The 15,441-nt window shown below is 46.3% G+C and carries 9 protein-coding genes; 4 read left to right on the forward strand and 5 right to left on the reverse strand.

Going from position 1 to position 15,441, the window contains the following annotated elements; all coding sequences use genetic code 11:
- Window position 1 precedes the first annotated feature (1 nt).
- Window positions 2–1,399, reverse strand: coding sequence for a c-type cytochrome domain-containing protein (locus PATL_RS04175; RefSeq protein ID WP_011573706.1), 1,398 nt, complete (start codon window positions 1,397–1,399; stop codon window positions 2–4).
- Between the two features lie 169 nt (window positions 1,400–1,568).
- On the opposite strand from PATL_RS04175, the gene PATL_RS04180 reads away from it, so the two are divergent.
- Window positions 1,569–2,450: an AraC family transcriptional regulator gene (locus PATL_RS04180; RefSeq protein ID WP_011573707.1), complete on the forward strand. Its 882-nt coding sequence runs from the start codon at window positions 1,569–1,571 to the stop codon at window positions 2,448–2,450.
- Window positions 2,451–2,587: 137 nt separating this feature from the next.
- Here the strand turns inward: PATL_RS04180 and PATL_RS04185 are convergent, their stop codons facing one another.
- From PATL_RS04185 to PATL_RS04195, 3 genes are read right to left on the reverse strand one after another with little or no spacing between them, the layout of a single operon-like run.
- A complete protein-coding gene (locus PATL_RS04185) occupies window positions 2,588–4,159 on the reverse strand; it encodes a sulfatase family protein (protein WP_011573708.1) in 1,572 nt (523 codons plus the stop codon).
- 15 nt (window positions 4,160–4,174) lie between these two features.
- The gene (locus PATL_RS04190; RefSeq protein ID WP_011573709.1) at window positions 4,175–6,058 is read right to left on the reverse strand and encodes an arylsulfatase; all 1,884 of its coding nucleotides are present in this window, start codon (window positions 6,056–6,058) and stop codon (window positions 4,175–4,177) included.
- Between the two features lie 2 nt (window positions 6,059–6,060).
- Window positions 6,061–9,300, reverse strand: coding sequence for a glycoside hydrolase family 2 TIM barrel-domain containing protein (locus tag PATL_RS04195; RefSeq protein WP_011573710.1), 3,240 nt, complete (start codon window positions 9,298–9,300; stop codon window positions 6,061–6,063).
- Between the two features lie 165 nt (window positions 9,301–9,465).
- On the opposite strand from PATL_RS04195, the gene PATL_RS04200 reads away from it, so the two are divergent.
- The 3 genes from PATL_RS04200 (at window position 9,466) to PATL_RS04210 (ending at window position 12,994) form a co-directional block, all read left to right on the forward strand.
- Entirely contained in the window at window positions 9,466–9,822 is a 357-nt protein-coding gene (locus PATL_RS04200) for an L-rhamnose mutarotase (protein ID WP_011573711.1), read from the forward strand.
- A gap of 161 nt (window positions 9,823–9,983) precedes the next feature.
- The gene (locus PATL_RS04205) at window positions 9,984–11,588 is read left to right on the forward strand and encodes an alpha-L-fucosidase (protein WP_011573712.1); all 1,605 of its coding nucleotides are present in this window, start codon (window positions 9,984–9,986) and stop codon (window positions 11,586–11,588) included.
- A 41-nt stretch (window positions 11,589–11,629) separates the two neighbouring features.
- Window positions 11,630–12,994 (forward strand): family 16 glycosylhydrolase, encoded by a 1,365-nt coding sequence (locus PATL_RS04210; protein WP_011573713.1) that lies wholly within the window; start codon window positions 11,630–11,632, stop codon window positions 12,992–12,994.
- Window positions 12,995–13,168: 174 nt separating this feature from the next.
- Here the strand turns inward: PATL_RS04210 and PATL_RS04215 are convergent, their stop codons facing one another.
- Complete coding sequence (locus tag PATL_RS04215; RefSeq protein ID WP_011573714.1) at window positions 13,169–15,370, reverse strand: glycoside hydrolase family 3 C-terminal domain-containing protein; 2,202 nt, start codon at window positions 15,368–15,370, stop codon at window positions 13,169–13,171.
- Between the last annotated feature and the right edge of the window lie 71 nt (window positions 15,371–15,441).

The following is a 15,441-nucleotide window of genomic DNA, read 5'->3' on the forward strand; positions in this document are numbered from 1 at the left end:
ATTATTCCACTTTCGATCCGTGTTTATTGTTTTGGGCAATGTCGGCGTCGTTGCTTGCGACCGTGCTGTAATACATCTTGGTGTCACCGTTTAGGGAGTGACGAGCAAATGCCTCCGCATCGACCTTGCTGGCTGACAAGTACACTTGTTGCAATGCGGCAAATTCATTGAGCATTGGCAGTACATCGTTATCTACTTCGGTGGCGTAAAGATTGAGGTAATACAAATTAGCGGCTTGTTTCAGAGGAGCCAGAGCGCGGGTGGTTACCGTTGAGTGCTCTAAACGCAATTTTTGCAAATTAGGCAATTGGGCAATCGTTTCCATGTGGCTTTTGGTCACGTCTTTCTTAGCAATATTCAAATACAGCACATGGGATTTCACCTCAGTTAGTAGGGCTAACGTGTCGGCAGTAAGTGGCAATGGCGAAATAGACATGTCGAGGTCTAAGTAGTTGGATTGCTGGGCAATTTGCTTAACCACAAAGCCAGCATCGACTAACTGTTGGGCTTGCTCGTCGCTTATCGGCTCAATGTCCGCTAAAGAGGTTGGGTTAATGGCCAGTAGGTCAGTGAGTAAGGCTTTTTGCTCTTTGTTTTGCACAAAATCAGTCACAGGGCCTTGATGAGGAATACCTGTGGCTATCCACCACTTAATCACGTCAATTTCCTCTGCGCTAAGGGGCTTCTTGCCTTCTGCTGGCATATATCCTTTCTCGTCATGATCGAGGGTTACGCGCTGATAAAGTTCACTGAGTTCAGGCTTACCTGCGACGACGGTATTACCACTTTTTCCGCCTTTTTTCAGGCTTTCAAATGAGGCAAGGCTGAGGCCGCCTTTTTGTTTGCTGTCGTTGTGGCAACTGGCACAGCGTTTTTCAAACATAGGGGAAATGACATCTAAATATACATCTGCTTGAGCAAGGCTGGTGATTGGGGCTCTGGGCGCTTTATGTGGTTCAAAACCTGCTATTTGGCGAATCGGGTTCGGTGCGTACTCGACTAAATAGGTTTCACCGTGGGTCATATTGGCGCCGTAATGGCCAGTAGAAAATAACAGCCCCAACACAATGCTCGATAAGGTATAAATCACTATCCCTGGGCTGTTACGTTTAAATGCCCACCAGCAAATCCAAGCGGTAATCGCCACAGATATGCCAAAACTACGGTGTATAAAAATGGCCTCTGCACTGTAGCCATCGGCTTGAGACAACATCCAACCCAGTACGCAAGCAGCCACAGCTGAAACGGCACCCCAGAACCAAACTATGTTGAGCAGTGCACTTCGTGCTTGGCCTTTAAAACGAACGACCATCTCTACCAGGGCTGCCAACATGAGAATACCGATAGGCAAGTGCAACACCAGTACATGAAAGCGCGCAAAGAATTGAAATAAATCCATAGTTATCTTTAAGTGTATTTTCGATGTAATCAATGTTACGCAGATGTTAAAGGTGTCACCATTGATAATCTTGATGTATATTTGTATGAAATTGATATTTCACTAGTAAAATCGATGTTTTTCAGTAAGTGTAGTCAAGCCTCTTTGTGTATTAAGGTGATCATAGATAATGTTAATTGAACAATTCGAAACTGGCTCGGGTGGGTTTGTGTGGCAAAATCTGCAGCCTGATGCGCTATTCAGCAAGGTGCATTTTCATGTTTATGCCGCCTTTGATATGCAAATAGGGGCAGAGTGGAACGGTAGCCAGTTCGTTAATCACTACAATCGAATTTATTATGTCGAGTCTGGGGTAGCTGAATTACATTTTAGCGATCGTGTGCTCATCATGGAGCCGGGGTACTTATACCTCATTCCGCCTTATCAATTACTGTCTCATTCAGCTCAAGGAAAGCTAGGCTTTAAGTGGGTCCACTTTCAGGCGAGTCTTGATGAAGGGTTGGATTTATTTATGCTATACGGTAAGCCGTGTAGAGTGAAATGCACCAATCCGGATGCAACAAGCACCTTGTTTGATGAGCTAATTTCAGCAATGCAGACGATGCGCCCAAGCGCGGTGCTAGAGCGTCAGAGCTTACTGTTAAACCTACTGCGGCCATTTATGCATATTTTTGATGATGTGCCCCAGCAGCGTAAACATTTGTTGCACCCAGCGCTTGTTTCATCCCTTAGCGTCATCAATCAACACGTCGCAAACCCGCCAAGTTTGATCGCACTTGCCGAGGCGGCAAACATGTCGCCTGAGCATTTTTCACGAAAATTCAAAGCCGCGTTTAATGTTTCACCCAAACGCTATATGGTGCACAAGCAAATCGCTTTAGCGAAACAGCGTTTGTTATTGGGGGCTGACAGTATTGATAGAGTGGCTGAAAGTTGCGGGTTTTGTGATATTTTTCATTTTTCTCGCACGTTCAAAAAGGAAACGGGCGTGACGCCCAGCGCGTTTCGCAAAGAGTACACGATCCGCGCTTTTCCCCCGAAGCCTAGTTAGGAATACTAGGGTATTGCTGGCGTATTACTGAAGTGCACCCTGCTAATTTAGCCATCCATTAATTGGGCTAATGCTGCTGATGTAACAGACCAATCGGATAGGCATCACACTCGAAACCATACACGCCAAATTTTACATTAGCGCGTTTCGCGTTTAACCAAATCTGCAATGCGTTGGCTATATTGGGTGACTTTGTCCGGGTGCGTGTTAAACACGTTATGTTGCTCTTGTGGATCGTCCTTCAGGTTAAATAATTGCGGGGTAGGGGACATGCCTGACTCAATGCGTTTATCACTGGCAATCCAAGGGTTGGTTTTATCTGTGGGGGCAATGAATTTCCAGTCACCGGTACGAAGTGCCAACGTGTATGACTCTTCAATCAACTCAGTTCTGCCTGCTGCGTCACTGTTTAACCATGTTGCTAGATAATCTTCGCTATCAATGGCTTCTTTGTCATCTAATTCGATATTGAGCATAGATGCTAAAGAGGCGTAAATATCAATTTGACTGACCAGAGCATCGCTCACCCCAGCTTGCACTTTCGCTGGGTAATGCACAATGGTAGGAACTCGCGTGCCGGCTTCGTAAGCGCTGTATTTACCACCACGATATAGACCCCCAGGCTGATGCTGATTTAAGGTGTTGTCAGCACCGTCTTGATAGCCGTCATTCAACACAGGCCCGTTGTCACTGGTAAAAATAATAAGCGTGTTGTCTAGGGCGTTGATTGCTTTTAGTTTGGCTACGACCTGTCCGGTAATCCAGTCCATTTGCATAATGGCATCACCGCGAATACCCAAAGGGCTTTTTCCTAAAAAGCGCTCGTTAGGCAAACGTGGTACGTGAATATCATGAAATGAGAAAAACAAGAAAAACGGCTTTTTCGCGTTTTGTTCGATGAAGTGATTGGCTTTATTCGTGAAGACTTGGTAGAACTCTTCGTCTTTCCATTCAGCGGATTTCCCCCCTTGCATAAACCCGATCCGGCTGATGCCATTGATAATGGTATCACTGTGTTGATTATCAGCTTGCTGGCGCAATAATTCAGGGTTTTCACGTCCTGTGGGACGCTGACCAATCTTTTCCACGTAACTTATTTTTAGCGGGTCCATGGGATCTAAATTCTGCACTCGGCCGTTTTCCATGTATACAGACGGTACGCGATCACCGGTTGAGGGCAGGATAAAGCTGTAATCAAAGCCCACCTGTCGTGGGCCGGGTTTAACTTCTTGATTCCAATCGACTGGGCTCTCGCCGTCACCTAACCCTAAGTGCCATTTGCCTACCATGGCACTGGTATAGCCGGCCTTGCTGAGCATATCGGGCAAGGTTGACTTATTCACGTTAATGATAAGAGGCGCGTCACCTGGCAGTACGGCTGCGTTGTTTCTAAAAGCGTATTCCCCTGTGAGCAAGGAATAGCGCGAAGGGGTGCATGTCGCTGACGAGCTATGGGCGTCAGTGAAGCGGATACCCTTGCTGGCGAGTTGGTCGATATTTGGTGTACTGACCAGGGTACCGCCATTAGCGCCAATATCGTTGTAACCGAGATCGTCCACATAAAAAATAACGATATTAGGTTTATTTTTTACTGTTTCACTTTCACTCTGCACTTGAGTTCGGGTATAGGCTTTTCCACTGATGCCTAAGCCGCATAGTAATAAAAAAGCAGTACTTACGAGCAGCGTTTTTCCATTGATGGCTGACATGATTAAATCCTCGTGCTAGATACGTTCAAGATAGAGATAAAAGGCGGCTTTTTCTTTTGACAAGCTTTGTTTGTTATCGGTAAACCAAGCACTGATTTTTTGCTTGCCTTTGGCCAAGGGTAAGGTAATAGCACAGTGGGAGGCACGACCGTAAACGGGAGCGGAAAGCTGTTTGTCGCCCACCTGTATAACACACAGCTGTTTGTTTACCGGCGTCGCGGCGGGTATATCGTGAAAGTAAGCTTTAACGTGATAGTTTGCCGCTTGCTCTACATCGATATACCAAGGTAGCGCTTGGTATTTATCTTCTTCTGTTAACCAATGTACGTAGTCCCATTCTGGCGCAGGGGCTTGATGGCCAATGAACCAGGGCACGGCTTGATTGTCTGGTACTTCCATCCAATCCATCGCGTTAAGGCGTACTGGGTTTTCTGCGTCATTGCCAACTGAAATATAGCGGTCTTTAAAACCACTGTTTTGCATCTCTTGCCACCAAGTTTGCTTGCGCTGGCGCATTCTGGCGAGTATGTCGGGATGGTCGTTTTTAATGTCATTTTGCTGGCTTGGGTCTTGCTGTAGGTTAAACAGTTTTTCGCTGTCGTTGGCTGAAATGTAGCGCCACTGATGAAACGCAATAGCGATGGGACGTTTGACGCTGGGGTGATATACGCGTTGGTTAGTCACCACTATCGCTCGTTCGGATAACTTGCTTTCCAAAGAGCGGTTTGCCTGCTCACCCTTAAGGTATGTTGCTAAACTTGTGCCATCTAAGGTGCTATTTACCGGCGGAATATTTGCCAATTCTAAGAGCGTTGGCATAACGTCAAAATGGGCGGTTATTGCTTCGTAATCCCCGGTTGTGATATTGCCATTAGGGTAAGAGATAAAGAACGGTACCCGATGCCCTCCCTCATACACTTCCCCTTTATAGCCGCGCATATTGTCGTTCGGCTGCCAATTAGGGTATTGCTCAGCCAACGGCAGGTGGCGCTTAGTTAAATGGGTTTTCGCATCGGTGGGCTTATAAGAGCTACCGTTGTCTGTCATAAAAATAAAAATGGTATTGTCGAGTTGATCTTGGGCGCGCAGGTGAGCACGCAGCTCGCCGACTTGCTCGTCAATGTAGCTGATCATACCGTAAAAGCTTGCCATGTCTCGATTTAAACCCCGCTTTTCGTAGGGCTCAATGTGAGTTTCTGGGGCGCGGTAAGGCCCATGGGGGGCATTGAGTGCGATATAGGCAAAATACGGTGTGTCGTGTTGTTTATCGATGAACTTTTTGGCTTCATCAAACCAGATTTTAGTGGCGTAACCACTGAATTTTTCGGGTGTACCGTTGCGGTAATAGGTGTCATTAAACTGGGTATTGCCCCAATAATCTGGAGTTTGGCCGACGCCACCGCCACCATGAATGAGTACATCGTCAAACCCTTGGTCTTGTGGGCGATAAGGATAATTATCACCTAAGTGCCACTTGCCAAATATCCCGGTTCTGTAGCCATTTTCTTGAAGCGATTCAGCGAGAGTGACATGTTCAGGGCCCAACATGTACCGCCCTAAAATAGTGTGCCAAACGCCAGCTCTCAGGGAGTGTTTACCCGTTAACAAAGCAGATCGCGTGGGAGAACATGTGGGGTCTACATGAAAGTTAGTCAGCCTGGCACTTTGCGCCGCAATATCGTCAATATTGGGGGTTTGAATAATCGGGTTATTGTGACGCCCAATATCCCCATAGCCCTGATCGTCTGTAACGATAAGCACAATATTGGGTTTGGTGGGGGGCTCAGCTGAGGCGCTTCTATTCTGCACGGCTGAGCACACTGTTAGCGACCACAACAGACTGCTTACTAGCAGCGTGATGTGGCCTACCGCCAAAGCCTGACGTCTTTTTAACCACATGATTAATGCTTACCTACAGCTAGGGTGAATTGGTATTGATACTGACCTGATGGCAACTGATACTTTTTGATTGGTGCCGCATTAGGGCTCCATGAGTCAATTCCACCTACTCCAGCTTGGATAAGGTCGATGTTGACGGTAAATATTCCCCGTTCCACCAAGTCATATGGATGGTTTGCTTCTTGTAAGTTCTCAGCTGACCAAGGCCATACTGATATACTGAGGTCTTGTTTGCCTTTTACGGTGAAGGAATGCTGAGCATAATCGCTTAAGGTTAACCACTTCACTCCAGTACGGTTTCCATTTTCTTGAGGGCGGGCGTAGCTGTGTACAAAGTCTGAAACTACCCCTTGGTATACGTCAGTTTCGGCGCCTTGATTACGATCGATATAATTTTCGTGAGGGCCTTTACCATAGTACGCCATGCGCTCGAGCGTGCCGCTGACCGCTGTAGACATACCTACTCGCAACAAATCAGGCAAGTCTTTATCGGCATCAAGTGCGACTTGCACGGTGACATTACCCGCTGCATCAATGTGATATTGGGTATCTACTTTCACAGAAGCGCCGTTAGTATGGCGGGTGTTTACTATTACGCCTGTATCAGTTTGGCGGTAATCAAAGCTGCCAAGTGCTAAATGCTGCGTCGCCTCAAACCATACTTTCTTATTTTCGAGGGTTTTCCAACCGATGCGATCGTTGTCGGTCTGAGGACGCCAAAAGTTATGTTTAAGTGGTTCGTGTAGGATTTTCAGCTCATCAGAAATGAGGCTATCTAAGTAACCAGTTGTTTTATTGAAGGTCACACTAACTGTGTCTGCAGCGATGGTTAACTTCGCTGCAGTGTCATCCACTTGCAATGCCCTTGCGCTGATAGGCGCTTCTTCAGCTGGGCGAGAGAAAGGCAAACTAAATTGCGCTTTCGCTAACTCATGGCCTTTGGCCGCCCACAACGTATCGTCACGAAGTAATAAGCTGACTTTTAACCAATAGGTTGCACCTGGCTTAATGCTCGGTTTTTGATAGGGGATCTCCAGGCTCTTGTGTGCACCAGGTGCCACATCACCTGGCTGAATAAGGCCCTGTTCAATACGCTTACCATCTTCAGAAAGCGACCAGCTAATATCGTAGTTAGCTAGGTTGTTGAAGAAAAAGCGATTAAGCACTGATACTTTACCTTTCGCAGGTTCCACTAAGGTAAATTCCGCTGGCTGGAAAACATATTTTGCTTCCCATGCATGAGGATTAGGTTGGCGGTAGGAGTCCATCACGCCATTTAAACAAAAGTTAGATGCATTTGGCGTGTCACCAAAATCTCCGCCATAGGCAAGGTAGGTTTCCCCCTGATCGTTCTGTGTCTCTATTCCTTGGTCAATCCAGTCCCAGATGTAGCCGCCGATGAGGTTTGGTCGTGCTCGAACCATTTCCCAGTACTCGGCAAGATTACCCAAGGAGTTACCCATCGCATGGGCGTATTCACACATTAAAATAGGACGCTCAATATGCGGACTGTCAGCTAAGCCTTTAAGCTCGTCAAGGGTGGGGTACATTCTGCTAATGACATCAACAAACTTCGGATCCGTCGGATTAGCAAGAGGGGTGTAATACTGACTTTTCTCTTCATCGGTCGGGTAGCGTTCGCTTAAACCGACGTATTGTGGGTGCGTTGGATCACCTTGTGCGCCTTCATAATGCACAAATCGCGTAGGATCTTTATCTTTTAACCAACCTGCTATCGCGGCAAAGTTAGGGCCAGTTCCTGACTCGTTACCCATAGACCATGAAATAATAGACGGGTGATTTTTATCTCTTTCAAGCATGCGCATGGCACGTTGACTCATGGAATAGTTCCACTGGGGTAAGTTCGCAAGCAGGCCGCCCACACCATGAGATTCAATATTTGCTTCATCCATAATGTACAAACCGTACTCATCCGCAAGTTCATAAAAATACGGATCATTCGGATAGTGAGAGGTGCGTACTGAGTTAAAATTAAATTGCTTGAGCATGATAACGTCTTGACGTAGATCTTCGCGATCCAGCGCTTTACCTTTTTTCGCGTCATGGTCGTGACGATTTACCCCAATAATTTCAACACTTTGGCCATTAATCAACAACTCTCCTTCGGGGCCAAATTTCACATCGCGAAAGCCGACTCTGGTGCTGCGTGTTTCAACCAGCTCCCCTTGTTTGTTGTGCAAACTTAACACTAGGGTATACAAGTTAGGGGTTTCTGATGTCCATAGTGCTGGTTTATCTACCTTGGTTTTCATTAACCCGAAAGCGAAATTATCACGCTGAGGATAGGCCACGCGGGTTAATTTTGTGGCGTTAACTTGCATGCGGGTATCGTCGATTTCTTTACCCATGGCGTCGTACAGTGCAGCTTTGACTGTCCAACCTGCTAATTTCTGACGCTCAGGGTTAGACAGTTTAGGATTGATTTCAATCATACCCTGTTGGTAATTATCGCTTAAATGGGTTTGCACAAAAAAGTCGTTCAGAGCGACTTTAGGCTGAGCCATCAGCATGACTTCTCTGTGAATGCCGCTTAATCGCCAGTGATCTTGGTCTTCTAAATAACTACCATCACTCCAGCGGAATACTTGCACTGCTAAGGTGTTATTGCCAGGTACTAAGTAATCGGTAATATCGAATTCAGATGGCAGGCGACTGCCCTGAGCATAGCCAACTTTTTGTCCATTAACCCAAACGTAATAGGCCGAGGTTACACCACCAAAGTGCAAAATAATCTGCTCATCCTGCCAGTCTTCGGGGACGCTAAAGTCCGTTAAATAGGAGCCTACAGGATTGTCACGGGTGATTAAGGGTAAAACGATGTCATTTTCATCTTCAAACATCGGATATACCGAGTTGGTATAAATTGGCGTGCCATAGCCCTCTAGCTCCCAGTTGGCAGGGACGGTGATGGTAGACCAAGATTGGCTGTCAAAATCCGTGCGAAAGAAATTCATGGGGCGATTTTGACTTTTTTCAGCAAAATGAAACTTCCACTGGCCATTTAAGCTTTGTATGGTGGATTGGTTGCGATCTCGGGTCAAAGCCTGTTCTGGCGTATCAAAAGAATAGGAGGTTGCCCTGGCGGGTAACCTGTTGATTTGTATCACGTCTGGGTTCTCCCAGTCGTTTTTGACCTGAACTGTTTTTGCGCTACCTGTAAAAGAGAACAGCAAACATACCTGGGTGATGACGAACAAAGTGGCATAGCGGGCGTAAAGCATCTGGTAGAACACCTCTTTTAATATGTAAATCTAGCTCAAATAAATGCTTTCAAAATTTACATGTTAATTAATTGATTCATATTTAATTTAAATGTACCGTATTTACAAATTGACAACAATTATTTTATGCATTTATCACGCAGAAATTTTGATGAAGGAAAACACATGACTCACAAACGTTATTGCTTGGCGTTAGATTTAATCGACGATCCAGCGCTGATAGAGCAGTATTTAGCGTTTCATACGCCAGACAAAGCATGGCCACAAATCACGCAAAACATGCGAGAAATGGGCATAGTTGATATGGAGATTTATCATCTAGGGGATAGGCTTTTTATGATAATGGAAACCAACGAGCATTATGATCCAAACGCGGAACCGGCTACCCCAGAAGGCAGAGCGAAGAGTGATGAATGGGAAGCGCTCATGTGGCAATTTCAAAAACCTTTGCCTTGGGCAGAAGAAGGCCAGAAGTGGATTGAGATGAACAAAATATATGACCTGAAACTCGCGTTAACCTAGTTTGAAATGCGGGTTAAATAGTCATAATGGTTGAATGATCGTCAGTTTAAATTTAAATGGTTATATTTATATGTGATAATTTATTGTGCAAAATATGACTGGTTTAACGGCTGAATGAATAACTAGATTGATTACTAAGTGATAGATGAGGAAATAGTCTGATGGCTCGCTTTACATATGCCAGCGCGATAATAGGGATGTTATTGAGCGGATTTTTAACGACACACGCAGTTGCGCAAAAAGATACACAAGTAAATGCGAAAATAGGCGCGCAAGGCGTCTCGTCTGCCCATTCAGAAGCCTTTATTTCTGGTCCGTATGAAGCCACGTGGGACTCACTAAAACAGTATCAAACCCCACAGTGGTTCCAAGATTCAAAGTTGGGGATCTTTATACATTGGGGTCCCTATGTGGTGCCTAAATATTTAGGGCCATTTTATGGATACCATATGTATCGAGAGCAAACGGTTGATATTAAAGGCAATCCGAACCCAGATAGAGTGAATAAAGTGTATCAGCACCACATAGAACACTATGGTGGCACAGAAGAATTTGGCTACAAGGACTTCATTCCAAAATTTCACGGTAAAGACTTTGATGCAAAGCAATGGATAGCCTTATTCGAAAAAGCTGGGGCTAAATATGTGGTCCCTGTTGCCGAGCATTGCGACGGTTTCGCCATGTATGATTCCAACATTACCCGCTGGGACGCCGTCAATATGGGCCCTAAACGGGACGTTGTGGGGGAAATATTCGAAGCCGCTAGAGCAAAAGGTATGAAGGTAGGCATGTCATCTCACTATGCTTACGGCTGGTATTGGTGGGGATACAAAGAAGGGACGGACACAGTTGACCCCGCCTTTGAGGACTTTTATGGCAAACCGCATGCGATTACCGACCCCCACAGTGAAGAACATGTAAACCAATGGTTTGCTCGTAGTATGGACATGATGCAGCAGTATGAGCCTGACTTGCTCTGGTTCGATTTAGGCTTTTCTAATCCTGAGTACGAAGAAAAGCGTAAATCGCTTCTCGCTCAATACTACAACCAGGGGGTTAAGAATGAGCAAGGCGTCGTACTTAACTATAAGAACATTAGCTACAAGCCTATACCTGATGGCTCCGCGGTACTTGATGTGGAGTCAGGTAAATTAGACCGAATACGAGATATGCCTTGGCAAACCGACATGTCGTTAGGTGGTTGGCGCTGGTCTTACAATGACGATTGGCAAACCATGCCAGCGGATAAGTTGATTGGTGACCTGATTGATATTGTCAGTAAAAACGGTTCCCTTCTGCTCAATGTTGCGCCTGATGTGAATGGCGTTATTTCTCAAGATCAAGTCGACGTGCTTATGGAGCTAGGGGGATGGCTGGATAAAAATGGTGAGGGGATTTACGAAACAAGGCCATTCAGTGTTTTCGGCCAAGGCCCTACCAACGCCAAACTTGTGCTGCACGGCAATCACAAAGACACAGGTTATACCTCCCGCGATATCCGTTACACCCGTAAGGGCCAGTCTATCTATGCTTTTGTGCTTGATTGGCCAGAAAAGCAAGACACTGTTTCCTTCAACGCCCTTGGCAGTGAGCAACATCATCTTATCGATCCGATAAAACGTGTCTCGTTGTTGGCCAACGACGAGGAACTGGTTTGGCAACAAGATGCCGACAAACTCACAGTAACGCTACCGAGCAAGCCCGCGGGAAACTATGCCCTTGGGATCAAAATCGAATTAACTGACCCTCCCCCTGACGTGCTTTAACTGCCCAGGGAATTATTCTTTATCTAACATTAGGAATGTTTATGATTGCTAACAATAACGGGCCGCTATTAACGGCCTTAGCGGCAGCGTTTTGCTTGGCTGGCTGCCAGCAAGGCAATAGCGATATACCGGCGGCAGCGGCAAAAAGCCCTGTCCCGAGCTTTTTACCCGATGCACCTAAGGGCTTTGAATGGCTGCCCATTGACAGTATGTCTGATGAATTTAACGCTGGGGAACTCGATAGCACAAAATGGCGAGACCACATTACGACGTGGCAGGGGCGCCCTCCGGCCGAGTTTCTGACATCAAACGTGAAAGTGGCGAACGGCAATCTTGAGCTAAAAACGTCGACTCATCCTAAGCCGAATGAAACCTATTCCATGGGGGGCTCTGCGGTGTCTGGCAAGACTCCTGCCACCTTCGGTTACTTCGAAGCGCGCATCAAAGCGTCCAAAACCAAAATGTCGACAACGTTTTGGTTGCACTCGGATGAGTCTGATGATCGGCACAAAGGATGCGGTAAATACCACTCCACAGAATTGGATATTCTTGAAACGATTGGCGGCTGGCCAGAGGACAACTGGGCTAATGTGATGCGCTCAAACACGCACTATAAACCGAGCGAAATGGTGGATGGTAAGTGTAAAGGCGCGCCATACATTTCAAAGGGCGTAAAATATGACAGTCAAAATAAGCTCTCGGCAGACTTCAACACCTACTCAATGTGGTGGGTAACGCCAAATCAAATGCACTTTTATTTTAATGGCAATCGTACAGGCACGGTTAATCTGGCTCATGAGCGCGACCAAGTGCCGTTCAATAGTGAAATGTCGCTGCGAATGGTAGTCGAAACATACGATTGGCAACCGCAATGGATACCAGAAGGGCATGCGCCTTATCCCAATGAGAGCGAGTTAGATGACCCAAGTATCAATACTGCTTACTACGACCACGTGCGCAGCTACCAGTTGCAATCATCAGCAGATAACCTAATTAATGATGCGGGTTTTGAATCATCGTCGCGGGCTGACAGTTGGCAATTAGCAGGAAAACAAGCCACTTTCTCTGATGAGCCTGACATGAGTTACACCCAAGCTTGGGGCGTAAAGTTAGGGGCGCAAAGTCATGCACAGCAAACGGTGACGTTGGTTGATGAAGGGCAATATGAGATTACCGTACACGCTAAAAATATCAGCGATAGCGCTGATTCGGGTGGCAGGTTAAGCGTGCTAAGCGAACAAGGTAAGGTGCTGGATTCTGTTGTGGTTTCAGGGAATGTCTTCTCACCTTACACCTACAATTTTTCAGGCCATAAAGGGCAGAAAATCACCTTGCGTCTGAGCGGTGCACAAGCGGGCATTACTGTGTTTGATAATGTTGCAATGATGAAGGTTGAGGCCGAATGATTCGTGGTGCATAGCAGTTATAACCGCTGTATTTTATGTTGGTAACCTACGCAAAGCGCTAGGTTTTCGTTAACAAAAAAGCCAACTTTACGTTGGCTTTTTTCGCTAAGGTGGTTTTGAAGTTGCTTCCTTACAGCTTATTCATGAGACACCTTGATTACAAGGCGCGCTGGTTTACAACACGAACTTGGCTATTTGTGGTTTAGCCGCCCCTAGGGTTTCGCTGCGCTTGCCCGGTGACGCGTTACCTACAATGACGTGGTAATCTCCCTCGAGTAGCACGGGTTTGCCTTTGGCGTTTATGGAATACAACTGTTTCTTCGACACAGTAAATGAGACTTGTCCAGTTTGCCCCGGCGCCAGTTTGATCCGCTGAAACCCTTTCAGCGACTGGATTGGCTGATCTATGCCGGCATTGGGCGTTTTCAAGTACAATTGTACTACCTCTTCCAACTCACGAGTACCAGTGTTAGTGACATTCACCGATACATCCAAGGTGCCTTTTTGACCATCCGTGCTGCTGAGTGCCTCTGCGTTGCCAAGGGTAATATTATCAAATTTGACCGTGGCGTAACTTAAACCGAAACCAAATGGATACATGGGTTCTTCAGTCATGTAACGATAGGTGCGCCCTTGCATACTGTAGTCGTCGTAAGGAGGAAGTTGGGCTTCTGATTTGGGAAAGGTGATGGGAAGGCGACCCGACGGTGAGCGCTCACCAAACAGGATATCGGCCACGGCTTTACCGCCTTCTTGGCCTGGGTACCAAGCAAACACAATAGCATCCGCGAGTTGTGCTATTTCAGTGACATTTACCGGGGTGCCTGCGGTTAATACCACAATAACAGGCTTATCATTGTCTTTTCTTAATTTGCGCAAAAATTCAATTTGATGCTCTGGTAAATCCAAAGACAACCTATCGCCTTTATGAGGAGAGGCAATCGCTTCACCTTCCTCACCTTCATAAGCGCCAGACAAGCCCATTACCGCTATGATGACGTCTCCCATTTGCTTGGCTTCCCCTGTTGTCCAGTCGATGGGGTTAACGTTCGCTTGATAGGGCAAAATGCCTTGTTTGTAATTAATGGTGGTGCCAACGCTTACGTTGGCGGTTATGCCATCAAGAATGTTGGTAGTTTTACCACTCAAGCCGTAATAATTCCCCAATAAGACTTCGCTGCTACTGGCAAAGGGACCGGTGACATACACGTTTCGAATATTCTTGTCTAAAGGCAAAACCTGGTTTTCATTCTGTAGCAGCACAATAGATTTTACCGCCATTTCGTAGGCAACGTCGGCGTGTGCGTCAGAGTTAACCACATCAGCAGAAATACTGTTGTAAGGGTTGTCGTCTTTGGGGTCAAAAAAGCCTAATTTGAATTTAGTGGCAAGGACTTTATGCAAACGCGTGTCTATGGTCTTTTCGTCCACTAAACCTGCTTCCACCGCATCGGGAAGGGCAGTATAAACAGAACCACAGTTTAAATCTGTCCCTGTGTTGATAGCTAAAGCAGCTGACTCGACAGCGTTGGCAGTGACCTTGTGATACTCGTGAAAATCCGCTAAACCCCAGCAATCTGACACGATATGCCCGCTAAATCCCCACTTATCTCTAAGCACGGTATTTAACAAGAAATCTGAACCGCCCGCGGGATGACCGTTCACTCGGTTATACGCAGCCATAACGGTTTCAACATCAGCTTCTGTAACCAAGGCTTCAAAGGCGGGGAAATAAGTTTCGTACATGTCTTTTTCTGAGGCGATGGCATCAAATTCATGGCGCAACGCTTCTGGCCCTGAGTGCACTGCGAAATGCTTCGCCGCTGCTGCTGTTTTTAAATACTTGGGGTGGTCACCTTGTAAACCATTCACCATAGCCTTACCCATTTGTGCTGTTAGGTATGGGTCTTCGCCGTAGGTCTCTTGACCTCGCCCCCAGCGGGGATCTCTGAAGATGTTGATATTAGGAGTCCAGAAGGTTAAGCCAGAATATTTACTGCGATTGCCTATTTCGCTGGAAACGTTAAATTTTGCCCGTGCCTCATCTGAAATAACCGTCGCGGCTTGTAACAATAAGTCCTGATCAAAGGTGGCAGCCATTCCTATGGCTTGAGGAAAAACCGTGGCTCTGCCGTTTCTGGCTACGCCGTGTAATGCTTCATTCCAAAAATCGTACTCAGGTAAACCTAAGCGTTCAATGGCCACGTTGCCGTTAACCAGTTGCGACGCTTTTTCTTTTAGGGTCATGGCGTCTATCAAAGACTCGATGCGCTCATTGGTAGGGAGCTGAGTATCAAACCAAGGATGGTCGTTAGCCAAAGTAGGAGATGCCACACACAAAGCTAGCAATGTGATTGCCGTGTTTCTAATAATCATTGAACCCTCTTTATTTACATTATTGCAACAGATGTAGGTAAAGCAGTATACATTAAATATAAATTATGTGT

Source organism: Paraglaciecola sp. T6c (assembly GCF_000014225.1).
Lineage (GTDB): Bacteria > Pseudomonadota > Gammaproteobacteria > Enterobacterales > Alteromonadaceae > Paraglaciecola > Paraglaciecola atlantica_A.